This window comes from Paenibacillus sp. FSL K6-2524 (assembly GCF_038005525.1).
In the GTDB taxonomy this organism is placed as follows: domain Bacteria; phylum Bacillota; class Bacilli; order Paenibacillales; family Paenibacillaceae; genus Fontibacillus; species Fontibacillus anaericanus.
Window position 1 is genome coordinate 393,427 of record NZ_JBBOSP010000001.1, and the last position, 20,761, is coordinate 414,187.

Genomic DNA, 20,761 nt, shown 5'->3' on the forward strand with positions numbered 1-20,761 from the left:
ACCTATGGGCAGTAAAAATAAATCTTCCCTGATGGGATGGCAATTCGTCATATTGCCATCAGCGCTTATTATATTATTCAGTTTTTACCCTATGATTCAGTCGTTATTATTGTCTTTCCAGTCGGGCAAAGGAACCGTATATCATTATGTTGGACTGAACAATTATATACGTTTGTTCTCAGATCCCATGTTCAAACAAGCTGTATTGAATACGTTGTTATATTTGATTGTTCAGGTGCCGATCATGTTGGCTTTGGGACTGGTAATTGCATTCCTTCTGAACATGCCAAAACTTCGTTTCAAAGGTTTCTATCGTACGGCAATTTTTCTACCATGTGTCACATCACTCGTATCATATGCCGTATTGTTTAAAAGTATCTTTGCCGTAGACGGTGTTCTGAACCAGATGTTAATGTCGATTCATATAATCCAAGAGCCAGTTGCCTGGCTCATGGATCCGATTTGGGCACGTGTGGTCATTATTGCAGCAATTACTTGGCGCTGGACAGGTTATAACATGATCTTCTATTTATCAGCGATGCAAAATATTGATCCTAGTATCTATGAGGCAGCATCTATTGATGGTGCTTCGAAGATCAGACAATTCTTTAAAATTACAGTTCCAATGTTAAAGCCGATTCTATTGTTTACAGCGATCATATCAACGAATGGAACCTTACAATTGTTCGATGAGGTTGTGAATATTACGAATGGCGGCCCTGGTAATTCAACGATGACGATATCGCAATATATTTATAATCTATCATTCGTTTATACACCTAACTTTGGATATGCAGCAACAGTGTCTTATGCCATAGTCATTATGGTTGCCATACTTGCATTTCTCCAGCTTAAAGTAGGAGGTGAGAAGGAATGAAGAAACTGAGCGCAGCAGGGACTCATTTGTTTCTAATCATCGTATCTGTGATATCGCTATTTCCTTTTCTCTGGATGTTAATCGGTATGACGAATAGCTCCTCTGATATCGTTAAAGGTAAGTTCAGTTTTGGATCGATGCTCTCTGATAATATTACAAAGCTACTGGATATGACTAATCTGGGTGCTGCATTTGGAAACTCTGCCATTATTGCGATTGTGGGTACAATCGGTACTTTGCTACTAAGCTCCATGGCGGGTTATGGCTTTGAGATTTATCGTTCAAAAGGTAAAAATCGCTTGTTCGGAGTGCTCATGCTTTCTATGATGATGCCATTTGCGGCAGTTATGGTTCCGTTATTCCGTTTGTTTAGTAAGATGGGAATGCTAAATACACCATCAGCGGTTATACTACCATCCATTACAACTGCGTTCATGATCTTTTTCTTTATGCAAAATACGAAGTCATTTCCACGTGAGCTACTACAGGCAGGACGAGTTGACGGATTAGGCGAGTGGCGGTTATTCTCGCGTATTTATATGCCGACGATGAAACCGACATATGCGGCAGCAGCTATTATTACTTTTATGAATTACTGGAACAGCTTCTTGTGGCCGTTGATAGCACTGCAGACTCAGGATAAGAAGACTTTACCACTTATAGTTTCGTCGCTTGCTTCATCGTACAATCCGGATTACGGAATCATTATGGTAGCTATCGTAGTGACAACGTTGCCGACAGTTCTGATCTTCTTCCTGTTGCAGAAGCAATTTGTACAAGGCATGTTGGGTTCAGTAAAGTAACAGATCGAGGTGATGGATATGAATACACAATTTGGTGATAGATTGCTGCATGGAGCAGATTACAATCCAGAGCAGTGGTTACATGATCCGCAGGTATTGAAACAGGATATAGAGTATATGAAGAAGGCCGGATGTAATGTCATGTCAGTGGGCATCTTCTCATGGGCTGCGTTGGAGCCTGAGGAAGGACATTATAACTGGGAGTGGATGGATGGGGTGATTCAATCACTCCATGATAACGGCATCTCTATTTTCCTGGCGACACCGTCTGGAGCTCGCCCAGTGTGGCTTGCACAGAAATACCCTGAAGTGCTGCGGGTCTCGAGTGATCGGCATAGAAATTTGTATGGAGCGCGTCATAACCATTGTTATACGTCTCCTATATATCGTGAAAAGATCAAAGGAATAAATGAAGGACTAGCGAAGCGTTACGCAAACCATCCAGCGGTTAAGCTATGGCATGTTTCGAATGAGTATGGTGGAGATTGTCATTGTGATTTATGTCAGGATGCGTTCAGAGCATGGCTTAAACGAAAATATGGAACACTTGAGCAGCTTAATGCGCAGTGGTGGACTACGTTCTGGAGTCATACCTATACGGATTGGTCACAGATCGAGTCGCCTGCACCACACGGTGAAAATGGGACGCACGGTATGAACCTAGATTGGCGGCGGTTTGTTACAGATCAGACGCTTGATTTCATGCAGCATGAAATCGCCGCAGTGAAATCGTACAATCCGGAGCTACCGGCCACCACAAACTTCATGTATTACTATGACGGTTTGAATTACTTCAAATTCAAAGATACCGTCGACATCGTGTCCTGGGATAGTTATCCGACTTGGCATAAGACGGCAGATCTCGATATTGCCATAGATACTGCGATGAATCATGACATCATGAGGTCCATTAAAGGGATGCCTTTCTTACTCATGGAGAGCTCCCCAAGTATGACGAACTGGCAGAGTGTCTCTAAGCTGAAGAAACCAGGCATGCATATTTTGTCTTCACTGCAGGCGATTGCGCATGGATCAAATTCGGTGCAATATTTCCAGTGGCGTAAAAGCCGCGGTTCCAGTGAGAAGTTTCACGGATCGGTTGTCTCACATGACGGCAGCTCAGATACCCGTGTGTTTCAAGAGGTAGCAGATCTTGGGGGCATATTGCAGCAGTTATCGGACGTTGCAAGTACCAATTCACAGGCTGAAGTTGCGATTGTCTATGACTGGGAGAACAAATGGGCTATTGAGAATTCACAAGGCCCGCGCAACAAAGGAATGGGTTATATAGAAGAAGTACAATCGCATTATCGTGCATTACAGAAGCAGGGTATTACGACAGACTTTGTTGATATGGAGTGCGATATTACCGGTTATAAGGTAGTGATTGCTCCTATGCTCTATATGTTGCGTAGTGGTTTTGAGCAGAAACTCCGTGCATTTGTTGAGCAGGGTGGCACCCTAGTGATGACCTACTGGAGTGGGATTGTCAATGAAAATGACCTAGTGTTCCTCGGAACTGCGCCGCATCAATTAAGTGATGTTGCTGGGGTAGTGAGTGAAGAAATCGATGGACTCTATGACCATGAGCAGAATAGTGGGCGAGTGATCCAAGCTTTCGGCGGATCAGAGGGAAGTTCTCTGAAGGGCTCTTATACATGTAGTAAACTGTGCGATCTCCTTCATCTGGAGGGGGCAGAGTCGTTAATGGTCTATAATGATGACTTTTACGCTGGAAGACCTGCGCTTACCCATCATCGCTTTGGTGAGGGTGAAACTTACTATATTGCTAGTCACTTTGAAGAGGGTTTCTATGACGATTTGTATTCTGATCTTATTGACGCATTGACGCTGACTAGACCCGTGGATGTCAAAATGCCACAGGGCGTATATGCTGTTGCGCGTTCTAATGATAAGGTTCAATATTTGTTTGTTCAGAACTTTACCTTCAAGTCAGCATCAGTTCCTTCACTAGATGCTGAATGGATGTCTGTTACACGCAACGTTGATCTAAGCAAGGCATGGGACTTGGAACCGTATGAGGTGCTTGTTGCCAAGCGAGAATTGGAATAGGAAACATAGATTAGTAGATTTGCAGACTTACAGACTATAAGTAATGAAATTATGGGGATAGGATTGTTCTTTATGAAGCTATATACAGGAGAACAATACCTATCCCCATGTATAAAAGGAGGCACAAAATTTGATACATACAAGATTAAAAAGAACAACAGCCATGACTTTGAGCTTATTACTATTATTCAGTTCTTTTGTCTTTTGGGGGCCCACTCATAACAGGGTATCTGCGGCAAGTTCCAATCTGATGGCTAACCCTAGCTTTGAGCAGGACGGTAGTATTACTTCAAGTCCCGCAGGATGGCAGGTGCTGAATACTTCTGGTACAGTAACTACGCAAGCAAGCGGCAGTGAGGGTAATTTTTCAGCGAGACTGACATCGACCAAACAGGCGGGCAGCTTTGAGAATCCGGGAGTTGGCTTATATCAAGTATTTACGGATTTGGAGCAAGGAACTTATACACTAACTGCCAAGATTAGAACATCTTCACCTAATCCGTCCAGTAGTACATTACAGCAAGCGGCCTTCCTTGAAGCCAAAAATACAGGAAGCCCAGAGATGCGAGCCTTTGTCAATTTGTTTGCTGAAAGCGCTTCAGATTGGAACCAAATAGTTATTCGAAATGTAATTGTATACAACGGTCAAGCAACCATTGGTATCTATTTAAAAGATGCTCCAGCAAATCTTTCCATTGAAGTTGATGAAGTGGAGTTCTTTATGGAGCATTCAGATAATAATCCACTTGCAGATTGGAGTTTTGAAAGCGGAACCAAAAATGCCTGGACTGTTACCGGAGACGTATCCGTAGTTCCTGGACAAGCGGATGCTGGAAACTATGCAGCCAAGCTTGGTACAGGGTCTAAAGTTGCCCAGACTGTTTCCGTAAAGCCGAACACGGATTATGTGGCAACCGTTCGTGCAAAGGTGGAGAATTCTACTGATCGAGTGAGAATTGGCGTGGAAGGGATTCAGGAGTCACGCGTTGCCCCATCCGCGACAACAGGCTACACGTTGCTTCCAGTAGCCTTCCGCACAGGACCTGCCGAAACAACCGCAACAATTTATGTTGAAAGAACAGCGGATGGCTCTGGTTACGGCTACGCGGATAGCCTAGATTTGTTTGAAATGGATAACACCATTGTTAAAGGTGTTGATGTGTCATTTCTCATGATCGTTGAAGACTTCGGTGGTAAATATAAAGCCAACAATGTTGAACAAGATTTCTTCGATATTATGCGAAATCGGGGTGTTAATGCTGTAACTTCTATGTTCTTTGTAGAAGCGGGAAATTATATCTATAAGGAAGATGAATGGAAGGATTATCAGGCGGGACTTCGTAATGATCTTCCAAAACAAGGAAGTGATATTACATATATAAATGATTTGGCTCACTTAGGTACGGTTTTTGCTCCGCTTCAAATGATACCGGGCTATTTTGGTAAGGAACAGGCGTTGGAAATTGGCAAGCGGGCCAAACAGCATCATATGGATTTTGAAGTATCGTTTCATTACAGTGATAATTGGATGAGCCAAGCTAAAGCCTGGAAACCGCTATCATGGTTCAATCAGGATTTGGATCAGCTGCAAACTACGATGTACAATTATTGCTATGATTTCATTAAGTCGTTAGTAGATGAGGGCGTGGCACCTCATTCAGTGAAATTGGGCAACGAAGAAAATTCAGGTGTTGTCTGGCCAGAAGGAAAAATTTCGTCTAAGGACAGAACGGGTTTTACGAAGCTAATAAATGCGTCATATCAGGCGGTAAAGGATGCCTCACCAACGACGCGAGGATTTCTACATCTAAATAACGGATATGATGTTGATACGACTAACTCATGGTATGACGCAAATTCATCTAGTGGTGTGAAATGGGATGGAGAAGCTTATTCCTTGTACGGTGGACGCGAAAGCGGGAGCATTGTATCGATGCTTAATAACAATTTGAACAAATGGAAGGGTAAGGATGTTATTTTCTCGGAAACCGCACTCGCTCATACGAGAGATAACTTTGATCCAGTTGGTAATGGCTCCGCAATGAGTAACAAATATTATGAAGTATCACAGCGTGGTCAGTACAACTGGTTGCTTGAATATATGCAGACTTTCCGGGATGTACCGAATGCCTATGATGCAGAAATTGGATTTTTCTATTGGGCAGCTGAATGGATTGCCAAGGGAGAGGGCCATGGGGAATGGTTCAGTCCATGGATTCCAGGAGGAAGTACTTCCGAATATGGAAATACGATTGATAACCGAACCCTATTTACTTATGATGGACATGCCTCCGATGGGATATATGCCTACCTGTGGCGTGGCAAGGCATCAGCCAAGCCATTGAATGGCAAATTGTCTCACAGTGGGATATCAGGGACTTATGCGGTTGAGCCTACTGCGGTTACGGGTATAGATCTGCCTGCGGGCGATCTCAAATTGTTCGCTGGACAAAGCAATCAAGTTGTTCCAACGGTATATCCGAATAATCAATTTGCTTACACCAACATCGAATGGACATCAAACGATGAATCTGTTGCCGTGGTAAATGAAGCGGGTATTGTTACTGCCCTTAAACAAGGAGAAGCGACAATTGAGGCAACAACAGTGGATGGTGGGTACTCTGCTACACGAAAGGTTATTGTCTCGTCTCCAGAACTAGCAAGTTCCATTGTCGTAGCTGCACCTCAGTTGGGAACAGATAACGAGATTTCGGCAATTGTAGGTGATCGGATTACAATAGAAGCGAAAGCTTCTAATCAACCGACGGATAACCGAATGATCTATACATCTACTAACCCTGAAGTAGCGAGTTTTCTGGGTGAGGCTGCTGAAAGTGCTAATCCAGGAGTGTTGTTACAGCAGTTGGATGTGACTAAGCAGGTCACTCTTCTTGTTCATAATAAGGGAGAGGCTGATATTACCATTGCTTCAGCGGATGGCAATGCGATTCAGTCGTTTAAACTGAAAGCTACCAAAGTAGATGTAACAAATGTCGAGATTAAGTCCGACGATATTGAACTTGGGCTCGGCCGAACCAAACAACTCCAGGCTATCATAACACCAGATAATGCTTCTTTCCCAGGTGTTAAATGGTCGTCAAGTGATGAGAATATTGCGAAGGTAGATGAGAGTGGATTGGTAACAGCGATAATTGAAGGAGAAGCTGAGATCAATGTGCTAACAGATGATGGGGATTTTAAGGACACAGTCAAGGTAACGGTAGTTCCTGTAAAGGTAGAATCTATAGAGTTAGATACAACCTTGATTAAACTACGTGCGGGTGGGTCACAAACTGTTGTGGCAAATGTGTTGCCAACGGACGCAGCGAATAAATCACTTCAGTGGACTTCGAGTAATCTGGAAGTGTTCACCGTAACTGATGGTTTAATCACAGCCGTCGCAGATGGTACTGCAACACTCACGATTACTTCGGCAGACGGGGGAGCGAGTATTACGGTAGGTGTAATAGTCGCTGATAATCTTCCTGTATCAGGTGTGGAACTGAATAAGTCACAATTAAGTCTAACCTCAGGTCAGTATGAGCAACTTCAAGCTACAGTTCTGCCCGTGTCCGCAGATAACGCCAACGTGGTCTGGTCATCATCGGACGAAGCAGTAGCCTCGGTAAATGAAGATGGATTTGTTATAGCTAGCAATCCGGGAGCAGCTATAATTACTGTTACTACAGAGGACGGCGGTCATGCGGCAGAAGCAGCTGTTTCTGTTACGGATAAACTCCAGTTGAACAAGGAAATGGGAGCAAGTCTGACGAATGCAAAGCATCCCATCGGTAACGCAATTGACGGAAATGTAAGCACTGCCTGGTCACCGGGTGCTCCGTCAGCGGGAAAAATATATTCATGGTGGATTAACCTGGGAAATATTGCTGAAATTAATCAAATCGATATGGAATTCTGGGGTGCTCAGAAATATATAGTTGAAGTATCTAATAATGGTACGAACTATACAAAAGTAGTGGATAATTCAGGTCAATTCAGTGCTTCTAAAAATGTGTCGCACCTGCTTCCTGAAGGAACCAAGGGTAAATTTATTAGAGTTTCAATAAATGAAACTTCTCAACAGACTGGTACAACCTGGCCAGCTATCGCCGAGTTCAGTGCTATGGGGAAATTTGTAACACAAGCGGATTCAATCGAATTGAACGAGACAACCAAGACGGTTGTAATGACGGATATTTTGGAGTTGAAGGCCCTTCTCCAACCATCCTTTATCAATGAAAATGTGAGCTGGACATCTAGTGACGAAACCCTTGCTACCATCGTCAATAATGGTCAGTCAGCAATTGTAATTACCAAACAACACAATGGTGAAGGTGGAGAAATCAAGCCAGTCACGATCACAGCAAGAACAGATAGTGGCCTGACAGCTACTGCAGTGATTGGTATCAAGGCACCCATTTACGTTGAAGGGATTGAGATGTATCGATATGATGGTATCGGTATACCTACTGATGGGAAAATTAATTTGGCAGTAGATTCGACATTGAAACTGGGTGTTACGGTATTTCAGGGGGATTCGGACTATAGACCGATTTATTGGTTGTCCAATACGCCAGAAGTAGCATCCGTTGATTCAAAGACCGGAGAGATCACTACGCATCAGCCGGGCCGTGCTAGTATTACTGTATATGTAGATTCCTTTGAAAACCTTAATGGGGGAATGATGTTTACTCAAGAAATTGAAGTGAATGTGGTTGCTCAATTAGAAGTACCGGGTGCACCTGTAGAGGTTCATGCGACAGCCCATGGGAAATCAATTCAACTCTCTTGGGATTTGGCAAGTGACGCAACGGGATATCATATTTATCGTAGTGATGCGGATGATAACTTTATTCGGATCACCGAAAATCCAATTACAGAAACAAGCTATAATGACGCAGGTTTGGATGCAGATACTTTGTACGCTTATCAGATCACTGCGGTAAATAGTACTGGAGAATCGGAGAGATCCTCCATCGTTTCAGCGACAACAGAAGCAGACGAGTTGTTACCAACTGCACCACAGGGGGTAACGGCAACTGTTCTTGGAACCAATTCAATACGTGTGAATTGGGATGCTGTTCCTGGATCAGTAACGTATGATGTTTATCGCGCTGCAGATGAAGATGGAGAGTTTATTAAGCTTAATGTAACAGGCGTACCTGAGAACCTTTATGTGGATAAAGGTCTTACAGCAAAAACGACCTACTACTACAAGGTACGTGCTTGGAATGAAGCCGGACTATCTGATTTGTCTGTAGCAGTGAATGCTACAACTCAAATAATTAAACCAGATCCTGGTCCAACACCGACGCCGACTCCAACACCGACGCCGACACCAGTACCCGACTCTGGATCAAATCCAGGACAGGGGAACAAGGGGAGTACCTCAGTTATTAAGGATGGACAAATTGAGGTAACCGTTATTTTTGATCAGAATGGAAAGGCAACTGCCGAGTTGTCGATTAAGGATTTGGAACAGGCATTACAGTCACTCAAGGATAAGACCTTGTTGATTGAAGCTATTGGCAAGGAAGAAAAGTTAAATAACATTATAATTTCAATACCTGTTCAGCCGCTGAAGTCGACTTCTGCAAGTGTTGAGAATGTTGTACTTCAAGCAGGAGGAGTAACCTGGCAGCTGAGCAACGAGAACCTGCAACAATTGCTGACCAACGCAAAGGATAAACTAGAGTTAAGCTTGAGCATAATCGCAGCACAAGAGCTTTCTTATGAAATTCAGAATATCGTGAAGACTGAACCTATTTATCAATATCAACTTTCGATTGATGGACGGATATTATCAGATGCTGAAACGGCTCAAATTACAACGATTGAGTTACCTTACTCATTAAAAGCTGGTGAGCAAGCGCATCATGTAGTTGTGTATCATAAATCAGCTGATGGTAAGTTAGAAATTGTTAAGAAGGTAGTATACGATGTTCAATCGGGGCAGATCAAGTTTAAACCGGCCCATTCAGGAAGTTATATTGTAGTTCATGTTGCTGCTTCATTTGTGGATCTTGAAGAAGCTAATTGGGCACGTAATGTGATCGAATCACTGGCTTCCAGACAAGTGGTAAATGGATTTGAAGAAGGAAGGTTTAAGCCAAATCAGTCTGTCACGCGTGCACAATTCCTGCACATGATGATGAATGCACTGGATTTGGTTGGGGAACATTCAGATAGTAGTTTTACCGATGTTTCTCCGAGCGCTTGGTATGCTAGCTCGGTATCGACTGCTAAACAATTGGGTATTGTTACAGGCAAAGGTGATGGAACCTTCGATGGTGATGCTACAATAACTAGAGAAGAGATGGCAGTATTGGTGTATCGTGCTACCATTACATTAAAGATGCTAAACGTTGGGACGACCTACAACAACACCTTCACCGATGACTCATCTATTTCGGGATATGCCCAGGATGCTGTGCATGTGATGAGTGAACATGGCATTATCCAAGGAACCGGCAATGGACAATTCCAGCCGAAGAATCTTGCAACACGTGCGCAAGCCGCAAAAATTATTTTTGAAGTGTTGAAGTTAGAAACAAGCCTCTAGGAAATATTTCAGATAAGTCGTGATAGGAACTGTGACCCGCAGTTGGCACTTCTATAGGTGAGTAGTGAGCATACCGGTAAAAGGTATACTCACTACTTTTTTTATATAGACTTCATTGACAGGTTAAAAGATTCAATTGTGGAATATCTTTAGAATAACTTGGGATTGGGGACTGGTGTATTGGTTGTTCGCGAGTGTTCACACCAAGAGCCCACGTCTTTTAAGTAAGATCAATATTTTACTACAAGATGTTTTTATATTCAGATTGAAGACGCTTTCCAAAGCCTCTAGAATAAGGCTTAAAGCCACTGTTTAAATAAATTAAGTCTGTGGTATACGACAATCTTTTATATTTGGGGAGGATATCATGTCCATTTATTATGATAACAGTAATCGCGTGTTTCATTTGCGATCCAACAATTCCAGCTATATTATTCAAATCGTTAAGGGTGGAATTCCAGCCCATATCTATTGGGGCCCAAAGCTAGGAGGGGAGTCCTTCCAGCATCCACTAGATTTAGTGGAAAGAGCCTCATTCAGTCCAAGTTTTCTTCAAGAGGATAAGACCTATTCTCTAGATACTCTGCCCCGCGAATTTCCATCCTACGGTAATGGGGATTTCCGGGAGCCAGCACTCGAGGTCTACTTGCAGGATGGTACGACAGTGACTGATTTCCGCTATGAAGGTTATACAGTAAGAAAGGGAAAGCCACGTTTAGAGGGACTACCTTCTTCGTATGTTGAGAGTGAAGATGAAGCGGATACGCTGGAAATAGTTCTGCTTGATGTGAAAAGTGGACTAAAAGCGACCCTTCTGTACACAGCATTCAACAATCTGGATGCAATCACACGATCCGTACGTATCGAGAACCTAGGACAGGACAAGGTTGTACTGAATCGAGTATTAAGCGCTAATGTTGATTTCCATCATTCCGACTTTGACATGCTGCAATTGTCGGGTACGTGGGCCAGAGAACGCCATGTACATAAGAGATCACTTGTACCCGGAATTCATCGGATAGATAGCAAACGTGGCTCCAGCAGCCATCAACAAAATCCGTTTATGGCTTTGTTGGCCAAAGATGCGACGGAACATCACGGTGAGGTTTACGGATTTAGTCTTGTTTATAGCGGTAGCTTTCTAGCGCAGGCAGAAGTGGATCAATACGGGATGACTAGAGTTGGTGTAGGCATTCAGCCATTTGATTTTCAGTGGTTACTAGAACCGGGCGATGCATTTCAGGCTCCTGAAGCCGTGCTTGTACGTTCAGCTGAAGGGGTAGGTGGAATGTCACGAACCTATCACAAGCTGTATCGAACAAGGCTGTGTAGAGGCAAATTCCGTGATGAGCAAAGACCGATTCTCATTAATAACTGGGAAGCAACGTATTTTAATTTCAACGCGGACAAAATAAAAGAAATTGCCCACGCAGGTAAAGAGCTTGGTTTAGAGTTGTTTGTCCTAGATGACGGTTGGTTTGGGAAGCGTGATAGTGACGATAACTCGCTGGGAGATTGGGTTGAGGATCGACGTAAGCTTCCTGAAGGACTTGGAAAGCTGGGCGAAGATATTACGGCGATGGGAATGCAATTTGGCTTATGGTTTGAACCGGAAATGGTGTCACCCAACAGTAATCTTTACCGTGAGCACCCAGACTGGTGTCTACATGTGCCAGGACATATAAGAACATTGGCTCGGCAGCAGTTAATTCTGGACTTATCGCGCCAGGATGTACGTAACTATATCATAGATTCGGTCAGCTCTGTGTTATCATCGGCGCCGATTACTTATGTGAAATGGGATATGAACCGGAATATGACGGAGATTGGTTCCGCTTTGCTTCCTCCTGAACGTCAACGCGAAACGGGGCATCGTTATATCCTTGGACTTTATGAGGTAATGGAGAGCATTGTTACCCGTTTCCCACACATCTTATTTGAAAGTTGCTCCGGTGGTGGTGGGCGATTTGATCCGGGGATGTTGTATTATATGCCTCAGACATGGACTAGCGATGATACGGATGCAGTTGAAAGATTGAAGATTCAATATGGAACAAGTATGGTGTATCCTGCAAGCTCCATGGGAGCCCATGTTTCAGCCATTCCAAATCACCAGGTTCAACGGAATACCCCATTGGAAACGCGTGGTCATGTCGCAATGTCTGGAAATTTCGGATATGAACTGGATCTAACCAAACTTTCTGCATCGGAGTGCGAAGACATCCGGCAGCAGGTTGCGCAGTATAAGGAACTTCGCATGCTGATCCAGTCTGGAGATTTCTATCGGTTGCTCAGTCCTTTTGAAGGGAATGAGACGGCGTGGATGTTTGTATCAGAGGACAGGAAAGAAGCTTTTGCTGCTTACTTTAAGGTCCTTGCCGAGCCCAATGCACCGCTAAACAGATTACGTCTGAAAGGACTCGATCCAGATAAATCGTATTGTCTTCAACACAACGGTGAGGTATATAGAGGTGATGAATTGATGTACTTCGGACTCTCTATTCCACGTTTGGAGGGTGATTTCAGAAGCCAACTTTTTGTATTAAAAGAGATTTAAGCGGATATGGGGTGTCCCAAAAGCCATAAAAATGGCTTGGGATGCCCTCTTTGTATCTGCATAGGCTAAGTTTCAAAAAACACATGTTTGGCCGAAAACTCCACGTCCTGCTGCCGATAGGCTAGAGGATTGACCCCAAAGTAAGAACGAAAGACCTTGCCGAAGTAGCTGGCATTATCAAATCCCGTCTCAACAGCGATTTGGTTAATCGTTAAATCTGTTGTTTTGAGTTTGGATGCCGCTGCCTCAATCCGCCGCCTTCTTAAGTATTCGAAGGGTGATAGGTTGAGGTTTTTTTGAAATAGTCTGCAAAGATGATGCTTGGAAATACCGATATGATCAGCAACATCGTCCAAACTCAGATTCATGTGTAAATTATTTTTCATAAATTGAACGGCTGTATGAAGCTTTTCATTTTTAATATGATCAGTTAACATAGTAGGTTTCTTCAATAAGCTGTCTAGCGATAATATCCATTGAAACGCTTTTGCCGATAAGGCATGGAGATTTCTCTCCTCATGCACCTGAATATCCTCAAACATACTCCATAATAGACGGATAGGCGAAGATTCCTGTGGGAGCTGAACAATGGGGCCGCAATGCGTAATTAACTGATTCCATAATGGGATCGCTAAGGGACCACGTACGTTTAACCATAGGAATTCCCAAGGCTCCGTACCTTCTTCCGGATAATAATATTTGTGCATACTAGGTAGGGTCACAAGAAAAGCGTTGTCCTTCGTTAAACGATGGACCGATCCATCGACTTCAATCCGGCCTTCTCCAGACAGCGTATATTGAAAAATGACATTACTGGTCTCAGACCTAGTCTGGCCGTCAAATGAATATGCAGGGGATTGGATCAGTTCCCAACCCATGGAATCAAATAGAAGCATCGTAGCTTCTTCTGAACGGATCGAATAGGAGGAGCGAAACATAAGTAGATTCCTTTCTGCACTATTAGATCAATTATTTACTAATAGACACACGTTTACCTCAGATTGTAATCCCTTTTGTACATCACTGCAAATATACATTTTTGACAGACATCTCATGTAGTTGGGTGATAAGATAGGGTGGATCTTGTCTTTAATAGGATATATTGAAAGGGATTTGAGGTATGAGGAAACTGGTGATTAGTGATATTCACGGTTGTTACGATGAATTTACTGAGTTATTGAACAAAGCAAAGTATAAACCGTCAGTAGATCAATTGATTCTACTGGGTGATTATTGTGATCGAGGTCTTCGGAGCAAGGAAGTTATTGAACAGGTGATCCAACTCGTAGAACAAGGGAACGTCATTGCACTACGCGGAAATCATGACCAAATGTTTATTGATGCAATGGAAAGTAATGAAAATGCGATATGGATTGAAAATGGGGGTCTGTCCACATTGAAAAGTTATGTCGGTACAGACTGGTTCAAGCAGGGGTTTAACTATCCCGAATATAATAAAGCCAAAACTTTTATCAAATTATACTATCAACATCATATTGATTTTTTGAAATCATTACCGCTTTATTCCGAGGATGATAGACATATATTTGTACATGCGGGCATTGATCCTACTTTTTCAGGGGACTTCCGATCACAACCGGATCGATCTTTTTTGTGGGGAAGTGAAGAATTCCTAGATCATGCAAATCTTTTAAATAAGACGATCGTGTTTGGACATATACCAACAAAACGTATACATAATTCAGCAAAGATCTATTTCGGCGATAAGAAGATTGGAATAGATGGGGGCTGCTGTTTTGGTTTCCAATTAAATGGCTTAGAAATTAAGGGTGCGGGGTATAAGACCTACGCTGTACATAAAAATAAGGGGGTTTATGCGCGTTTCCTGGAATTACTTCAGAAGCTACTAAACCTATCTAAATTTAAATAGAGGAAGCTTTTCATTACATATATGAATGGGGAATATGGATGAAGTATGATTGCTTAATTGTTGATGATGAAATAGCTCTAGCGGAGACAACAAGCGAATACTTGAATATGTTTGATGTGGAGTCCACGTACGTGACCAGTGCGGAAGGGTGTATGTCGTTTTTTGAAAAAAACGAAACCTCTTTGATTTTATTAGACATTAATTTGGGTCAAACATCGGGTTTTGATCTGTGCAAAAGACTGCGGCAGGTGACGCAAATCCCCATCTTGTTCATAAGTGCGCGTTCCAGCGATGATGATATTCTTATTGCACTCAATATCGGTGGGGATGATTACATCCAAAAGCCCTATACGCTTAGCGTCTTACTTGCAAAAGTAAAGGCGGTATTGAAAAGAAGCCAGCTTCAACAGAACGTTTCATCGGATAGGATAACATGTGGCCCTGTTGTTGTTGAGGCAAATCTGTGTCGTGTCCATGTTCATGGCGAAGAGATTAAGCTTAAATCTATGGAATTCAAGTTGTTAGCTTACTTAGTTAATAACAAGAATCGCATTATACCTAAAGAGGAATTGTTCCGCGAGGTGTGGGGTGATTCTATCACAGGCGATGGAACGTTGAACGTACATATTCGTCATTTGCGCGAAAAAATAGAAGTCAGTCCTAACGAGCCTAGGTATATTAAAACCGTGTGGGGAACGGGTTATGTATTTGAGGAACCACAGGTATGAAATCAAAGTGGATGATCGGGTTCATCGCTATTATTTTAGGGGTAGGCATTACCGTGTCAGTGTTGTTGATGAATAGACAAATAGAAACCAACGTGGATACGGTTGCGATCAATAACATTGTGAAACAAGTTGAAAGCCATTGGGAGTATATCGATCAGGGAGATTATAGTAACGTAAGTCAACCATTTGTAGTCATGGATTTGACAGAGAAGGTACTTTATACAACAGAAGATCATCTCGCTAGCAGCGTAAATGAGGGTATCAGGAACAGAGACACAATCGTCGATGTGGTGGTTAACGGAACCACAGTCGGGAAAGTGATTGTACCTAATAACAGTAATAATATCCTTCGACAATGGCAGCAAGAGCTCCTCATCGTGATATTAGCTGCCTTCTTGGCGGTAGCGCTACTAAGTATCGCTTATGTTAGGTATTTAAATCGGACCGTTGTACGCCCTTTTCACAAGCTCAAAGATTTCGCCCGAAATGTAGCGAATGGCAATCTTGATATCCCTTTGGACATAGATAAAAACAACCTGTTTGGTGCGTTTAGCGAAAGTTTTGACATGATGCGTGAGGAATTGGCGGCGGCACGTCAAAGCGAATACCATGCAAACCGTAGTAAAAAGGAACTCGTTGCAAGTCTTAGCCATGATATCAAAACCCCTGTAGCATCCATCAAAGCTGTGAGTGAATTGATGCTGGTGCTGACCACAAGTGAGAAAGAACGCAAACAGCTTAACACCATCTATGCAAAAGCGGAGCAAATCGATCTACTCGTGACAGACATGTTCCATGCGACCTTAGAAGAGCTCGAAGAGTTAAAAGTAACCGTAGTGGATGAGCATAGTAGTGCGCTACAGAAACTCATTGAAAGTAGTAATTATTACGGAAAAATTGAATGGGATGACATTCCAGAATGTATTATTCACACGGATACAGCTCGTCTTCAACAGGTGTTCGATAACATCCTCAGTAATTCATACAAATATGCGAATACCTCTGTTCGGATTACGTTTAAGATCGCCAGCTCTTATTTAGAAGTCATAATTATGGATTATGGAATGGGTGTTCCTGAGGATGAATTGCCGCTCTTATTCAATAAATTCTATCGTGGTCATGATGTCACGGGGCAATCAGGTACGGGGCTTGGTCTATATATTTCTAAATATCTTATGGAGAAGATGGAAAGCTATATTACCTGTTATAACCGGACAGACGGATTCAGCGTTATGATACAAATTCCTCTTTCTTAAAGGTATTTTCATAATTAAGGATTGGTTAAGAATTGGGCAAAGATCCATTAAGAGTTTCCATCGTATGATAGGACTGTAATCAACGTTACAGTCTTTTTTAATTTAATATCATCGTTGAAATTTTATAATAAGGGATGCGGTCATCATGTCTAAAATTCTATTATCTACTAAAAAATTGTGTAAAACTTTCTCCAGTGGGGGCCATCAACAACATGTGCTGAAAAACCTGGATATCGATCTATTTGAGGGAGATTTTACAGTCATTATGGGGAGCTCCGGCTCAGGTAAATCAACTTTACTATATGCACTTTCCGGTATGGATAAACCCACATTGGGAGAAATCGATTTCGAGGGTAAGCAAATCGCAAAATTGAATAACGATCAGCTAGCCATCTTTAGAAGAAATCATTGTGGATTTATATTTCAACAGGTCCACCTGCTGGATAACATGAGCGTGCTAGATAATGCTTTGGCGAGTGGCCTACTGGTGAGCAAGAACAAACGGGAAATGACGGAGAAAGCCAAAAAGTTGCTACAGCAGGTGGGCTTAGCAGAAATGTCGTGGGGTAAATTTCCAAGCCAGCTTTCTGGCGGCGAAGCTCAACGTGCAGGTATTGTTCGAGCATTAATGAATAGTCCCAAAATCGTGTTTGCAGACGAGCCAACGGGTGCACTCAATTCTGCCGCTAGTACTAGCGTGTTGGATGTCATGACTGAAGTGAATCGTAATGGACAAAGTATCGTCATGGTTACTCATGATATGAAAACAGCATTAAGAGGGAATCGAATCCTTTACTTACGAGATGGTATTATGTGCGGAGAGTTGAGACTAAGCGCATTCGATGCCCAGGATTATCATGCACGAAATGAACAGCTACAGTCCTTTTTGGCTGAAATGGGGTGGTAAGATGAATCTTCTTAATCTTGCCTTAGCCAACATAAAGAGAAGTAAAAGTGCGGCTTGTTCGCTTGGCCTATTGATCTTAATTGCCACACTTCTGTTAAACATAGGACTGGGTATTTATACAAAGGTGGATACGTTCTACCTTGATAAAATCGAAGAAGGCCATAGTCCACATGCCATCGTTATTTTGAATCAAAAGGAATACAAGCAGGCATATGGAGACTTTTTTCAGGGTGATTCCAGAGTAAACGAAGTTGAGACGGAAGATATGATGTATTTAGGCAATGTGAGCATGAAATTTGGCGATAACGAAATGGGTCTAGGTGGGGCATTTCTAAATGCTGATCAAGAACGGAACATGGCTCCATTTCAATTGGTTGAAGGGAAAGAGATAGCGAAGGACAATGTCATTTATGTGCCTCTCTCTATGAAAAATGGGGGGTATGAGCTGGGTGATTCTATAAAGTTCACCTATCTTGAGCAAGAATTTAATTATTCCATTGAGGGTTTCTATGAGTCACCTACGCTAGGGACAATTAATGCAGCAGCTATGAAGTACTTCTTACCGGATACAGCGTATCAGCGGATGTATGATGTTATCGGAGAGATGACAAGCAGTAAATTGTTATCGATAAGACTGGATGATGTGGATCAATCTACGCTATTGCTGCGTGACTTTAAGAACAATACCGATGTAAAGCTGTCTGCCATCGGATCGTTTGGTAATACATATGATATGGATATGCCGGGTATGGCCATGGCATCTATGATGATGATTAGTATCATTTCTATGGTATTAGTTGCTTTTGCCGGAATTATTGTCATTGTATCCTTAATCGTGATTCGATTCCGCGTGGTGAACAGTATTGATGATACGCTGACGAATATCGGGGCATTGGGTGCAATGGGGTATACAAGTAAACAAATTATCGCTTCGATGGTGTTGCAATTCACCTGTATCGGTATGATCGGTGCAATCATCGGGGTAGTACTGTCTTATGTTGTAACTCCTTTGTTTAGTGGGACTCTATCTAGCTTAGCAGGTATTGTGTGGCAGAGTGGCTTTCAACCGGGCAGGGATCTTGTGAGTATCCTGCTTGTAATCGGATCGCTGTTAATTGTTACTTTGATATCAAGTCGCAAGATCATAAAACTTCCACCTGTAGTTGCGCTTCGCGGCGGTATACTTACACACAGCTTTAAGCGAAATTATTTCCCGCTGAACAAAGCAAAGGGTGGACTTACGTGGATTTTAGCTTGCAAAACCATGGCTACCCATATGAAACAAAATATCATCATTGGATTGATTATTATTGGTGTCACGTTTGCGTCTGCATTTGCTATGATTAGCTATTATAATTTTTCTGTCGACAACACTGCTTTTTATAACATGCTTGGAATTGAAATATCGGATGCTGCCGTGACTGCACAAGGGACGACTGATATGGAAGATTTAGTTGAACAGCTTGAGGCGATGGATGGTGTGAGAAAAACATCAAAAATTGATTCTGCAGCCTTAATTATGGGTGGAATAGACATGGCAACCTTTGTGTCGGATGATTACAGTAAAATGGATTACCTATCCGCTTATAAAGGAAGATTACCCTTATATGATAATGAGGTTGTGATTACGGGGGTTATGGCGGATACGCTGAGCAAGGAGGTAGGGGATTCCATTGAAGTGAAGTTGGGTGATACGACTGACAAATACTTGATTACTGGACTGACACAGACGATGAATAATTCCGGAAAGGTAGCTTATATCACTTTAGCGGGTATGCAAAAGCTGATTCCTGACTATCATTTGTCAACCATTAATGTATATCTCAATCCTACAGAACGTACGGAAAGTCAAGCATTTATAGAGCAAGTAAAAGCTACTTTTGGAGATCAGCTCGTACAAGTCCAAAACTTGCGTGAACTGGGAGAAGCACAGTTGTCTAACTTTGGTTCCGCGATGAATTCAGTCGTGGTGATCGTACTGCTCGTAACTGCAGTTGTCGTTAGTTTAATTCTGTATCTCGTGATCAAAACGATGATCGTAAAACGCAAACGGGAATTGGGTATTTATAAAGCGATGGGGTACACAACCTATCAACTGATGACACAAATTGCATTAAGTTTTGCTCCTGTTGTCATTGTGGGAACGGCCGTGGGTGGATTGCTAGGCTGTATCGGAACCAATCCTCTGCTTTCTGTATTAGTTCGTAGCATGGGCATCTCAAACTGCCAATTTAAAGTACATGTTCCGACCATCGTGATCCTTTGCATTGGCATTGTTGCATTCTCGTATCTAATATCGATGCTGGTAGCACGTAGAATTAAGAAGATTACCGCGTATGGCATGATTACAGAATAAGCATAGTGTCGATAAGCTAACGGGCAGGTTAGCGCAGCCATGAGCTGTCATCTACATCAGAGTGAGCACTGAGAAGCAAGCATTGCAGGGCTACAGCCTTGAAGCTCAAGTCCAAGAAGTTAAGGCAAAATGTCGGCAGGAATCCAGGAAGTTTCCAGCGACGATGACGTACATCGGAGCTTCCGATGTGACCTCGTAAACGTTTGATAATTCCACTGTCGATTCACCGACTGGAGTGCCCCACGTCGTCTACGACATCACGAGTAAGCCGCCGGCGACGATCGAATGGGAGTAATGAGAGAAACTCCGAAAACCCACTACATTCAGGGTTTTCGGAGTTCTTTTTTAGAGTCAACCCTGCGCAGGGCTGGTCTTCATTTCATAGATTTTTTGGAGCGTATGGACACGCTTCGTCTTCTCGTCATCGTCCTCTGTGTGGAGATACCACTTACTCCACACGCCTGTACCCAAATACGAGAAGGATCAGCTCGTAGACGCAATGATCGGCGATAGGGGATACAATCCGCATACTCCGATATGGTAACCAACTTGTTTCCAACGCACATAGACCTGATCATCTTGGACTAGGAATTCTTGAATGCTTAGGCTAACGATCCGTATGCCTCAATCATCTCACGGACATGATCCGCATAGCTAGAAGGAGTCCTTTCTACGGTCACCTCAATTTCTGAAGTGATCTGATGGGTAAGCACACGGTCTGCCATCAACCTGTGTACCGTCCAACTCCCGA

At 42.7% G+C, this 20,761-nt stretch carries 13 protein-coding genes and 2 pseudogenes; 12 read left to right on the top strand and 3 right to left on the bottom strand.

The window, feature by feature from the left end; translation table 11 throughout:
* The first annotated feature begins 4 nt into the window (after positions 1-4).
* The 5 genes from NST85_RS01745 to NST85_RS01765 all read left to right on the top strand — a co-directional run bounded on the left by NST85_RS01745 (position 5) and on the right by NST85_RS01765 (position 12,872).
* Positions 5-877 carry a carbohydrate ABC transporter permease gene (locus tag NST85_RS01745; RefSeq protein ID WP_127194458.1) on the top strand — a complete coding sequence of 291 codons (873 nt, stop codon included), beginning with the start codon at positions 5-7 and terminating at the stop codon, positions 875-877.
* Positions 874-1,680, top strand: coding sequence for a carbohydrate ABC transporter permease (locus tag NST85_RS01750; protein ID WP_127194457.1), 807 nt, complete (start codon positions 874-876; stop codon positions 1,678-1,680). The genes NST85_RS01745 and NST85_RS01750 overlap by 4 nt, the downstream gene beginning before the upstream one ends.
* Before the next feature lie 18 nt (positions 1,681-1,698).
* On the top strand, positions 1,699-3,753 hold the full coding sequence (locus NST85_RS01755; RefSeq protein WP_341188368.1) for a beta-galactosidase: 2,055 nt from the start codon (positions 1,699-1,701) through the stop codon (positions 3,751-3,753).
* A 130-nt stretch (positions 3,754-3,883) separates the two neighbouring features.
* Positions 3,884-10,315 (top strand): glycosyl hydrolase 53 family protein, encoded by a 6,432-nt coding sequence (locus tag NST85_RS01760; RefSeq protein ID WP_127194455.1) that lies wholly within the window; start codon positions 3,884-3,886, stop codon positions 10,313-10,315.
* A gap of 367 nt (positions 10,316-10,682) precedes the next feature.
* The gene (locus tag NST85_RS01765; protein WP_127194454.1) at positions 10,683-12,872 is read left to right on the top strand and encodes an alpha-galactosidase; all 2,190 of its coding nucleotides are present in this window, start codon (positions 10,683-10,685) and stop codon (positions 12,870-12,872) included.
* 65 nt (positions 12,873-12,937) lie between these two features.
* On the opposite strand, the gene NST85_RS01770 is transcribed toward NST85_RS01765, so the two are convergent.
* A complete protein-coding gene (locus tag NST85_RS01770) occupies positions 12,938-13,810 on the bottom strand; it encodes an AraC family transcriptional regulator (protein ID WP_127194453.1) in 873 nt (290 codons plus the stop codon).
* A 182-nt stretch (positions 13,811-13,992) separates the two neighbouring features.
* Here NST85_RS01770 and NST85_RS01775 point away from each other — a divergent pair, with 182 nt between their 5' ends.
* From NST85_RS01775 to NST85_RS29245, 7 genes and pseudogenes are all read left to right on the top strand, one after another.
* The gene (locus tag NST85_RS01775; protein WP_127194452.1) at positions 13,993-14,763 is read left to right on the top strand and encodes a metallophosphoesterase family protein; all 771 of its coding nucleotides are present in this window, start codon (positions 13,993-13,995) and stop codon (positions 14,761-14,763) included.
* Between the two features lie 38 nt (positions 14,764-14,801).
* Entirely contained in the window at positions 14,802-15,491 is a 690-nt protein-coding gene (locus NST85_RS01780; protein ID WP_307398414.1) for a response regulator transcription factor, read from the top strand.
* A complete protein-coding gene (locus tag NST85_RS01785; RefSeq protein ID WP_127194450.1) occupies positions 15,488-16,747 on the top strand; it encodes a HAMP domain-containing sensor histidine kinase in 1,260 nt (419 codons plus the stop codon). The genes NST85_RS01780 and NST85_RS01785 overlap by 4 nt, the downstream gene beginning before the upstream one ends.
* A gap of 145 nt (positions 16,748-16,892) precedes the next feature.
* A complete protein-coding gene (locus NST85_RS01790) occupies positions 16,893-17,654 on the top strand; it encodes an ABC transporter ATP-binding protein (RefSeq protein WP_127194449.1) in 762 nt (253 codons plus the stop codon).
* 1 nt (position 17,655) lies between these two features.
* Positions 17,656-20,010 carry an ABC transporter permease gene (locus tag NST85_RS01795; protein WP_170220280.1) on the top strand — a complete coding sequence of 785 codons (2,355 nt, stop codon included), beginning with the start codon at positions 17,656-17,658 and terminating at the stop codon, positions 20,008-20,010.
* A 55-nt stretch (positions 20,011-20,065) separates the two neighbouring features.
* Positions 20,066-20,209: a hypothetical protein gene (locus NST85_RS01800; RefSeq protein ID WP_281278211.1), complete on the top strand. Its 144-nt coding sequence runs from the start codon at positions 20,066-20,068 to the stop codon at positions 20,207-20,209.
* Between the two features lie 27 nt (positions 20,210-20,236).
* Positions 20,237-20,305: pseudogene (locus NST85_RS29245) on the top strand (GMP synthase (glutamine-hydrolyzing)); the annotation flags it as partial.
* Between the two features lie 56 nt (positions 20,306-20,361).
* Here NST85_RS29245 and NST85_RS01805 read toward each other — a convergent pair.
* Together NST85_RS01805 and NST85_RS29250 are read right to left on the bottom strand one after the other, a co-directional pair.
* Positions 20,362-20,549, bottom strand: a pseudogene (locus NST85_RS01805) (aminoglycoside phosphotransferase family protein); the annotation flags it as partial.
* A gap of 63 nt (positions 20,550-20,612) precedes the next feature.
* Complete coding sequence (locus NST85_RS29250) at positions 20,613-20,738, bottom strand: hypothetical protein (RefSeq protein ID WP_425464366.1); 126 nt, start codon at positions 20,736-20,738, stop codon at positions 20,613-20,615.
* Between the last annotated feature and the right edge of the window lie 23 nt (positions 20,739-20,761).

Excerpts from the sequence above, each read along its gene's own strand:
- NST85_RS01775 (WP_127194452.1), top strand. The coding sequence starts at position 13,993 with ATGAGGAAACTGGTGATTAGTGATATTCACGGTTGTTACGATGAATTT.
- NST85_RS01745 (WP_127194458.1), top strand. The coding sequence starts at position 5 with ATGGGCAGTAAAAATAAATCTTCCCTGATGGGATGGCAATTCGTCATA.
- NST85_RS01765 (WP_127194454.1), top strand. The coding sequence starts at position 10,683 with ATGTCCATTTATTATGATAACAGTAATCGCGTGTTTCATTTGCGATCC.
- NST85_RS01755 (WP_341188368.1), top strand. The coding sequence starts at position 1,699 with ATGAATACACAATTTGGTGATAGATTGCTGCATGGAGCAGATTACAAT.
- NST85_RS01790 (WP_127194449.1), top strand. The coding sequence starts at position 16,893 with ATGTCTAAAATTCTATTATCTACTAAAAAATTGTGTAAAACTTTCTCC.
- NST85_RS01750 (WP_127194457.1), top strand. The coding sequence starts at position 874 with ATGAAGAAACTGAGCGCAGCAGGGACTCATTTGTTTCTAATCATCGTA.
- NST85_RS01785 (WP_127194450.1), top strand. The coding sequence starts at position 15,488 with ATGAAATCAAAGTGGATGATCGGGTTCATCGCTATTATTTTAGGGGTA.
- NST85_RS01770 (WP_127194453.1), bottom strand. The coding sequence starts at position 13,810 with ATGTTTCGCTCCTCCTATTCGATCCGTTCAGAAGAAGCTACGATGCTT.
- NST85_RS01780 (WP_307398414.1), top strand. The coding sequence starts at position 14,802 with ATGAAGTATGATTGCTTAATTGTTGATGATGAAATAGCTCTAGCGGAG.
- NST85_RS01795 (WP_170220280.1), top strand. The coding sequence starts at position 17,656 with ATGAATCTTCTTAATCTTGCCTTAGCCAACATAAAGAGAAGTAAAAGT.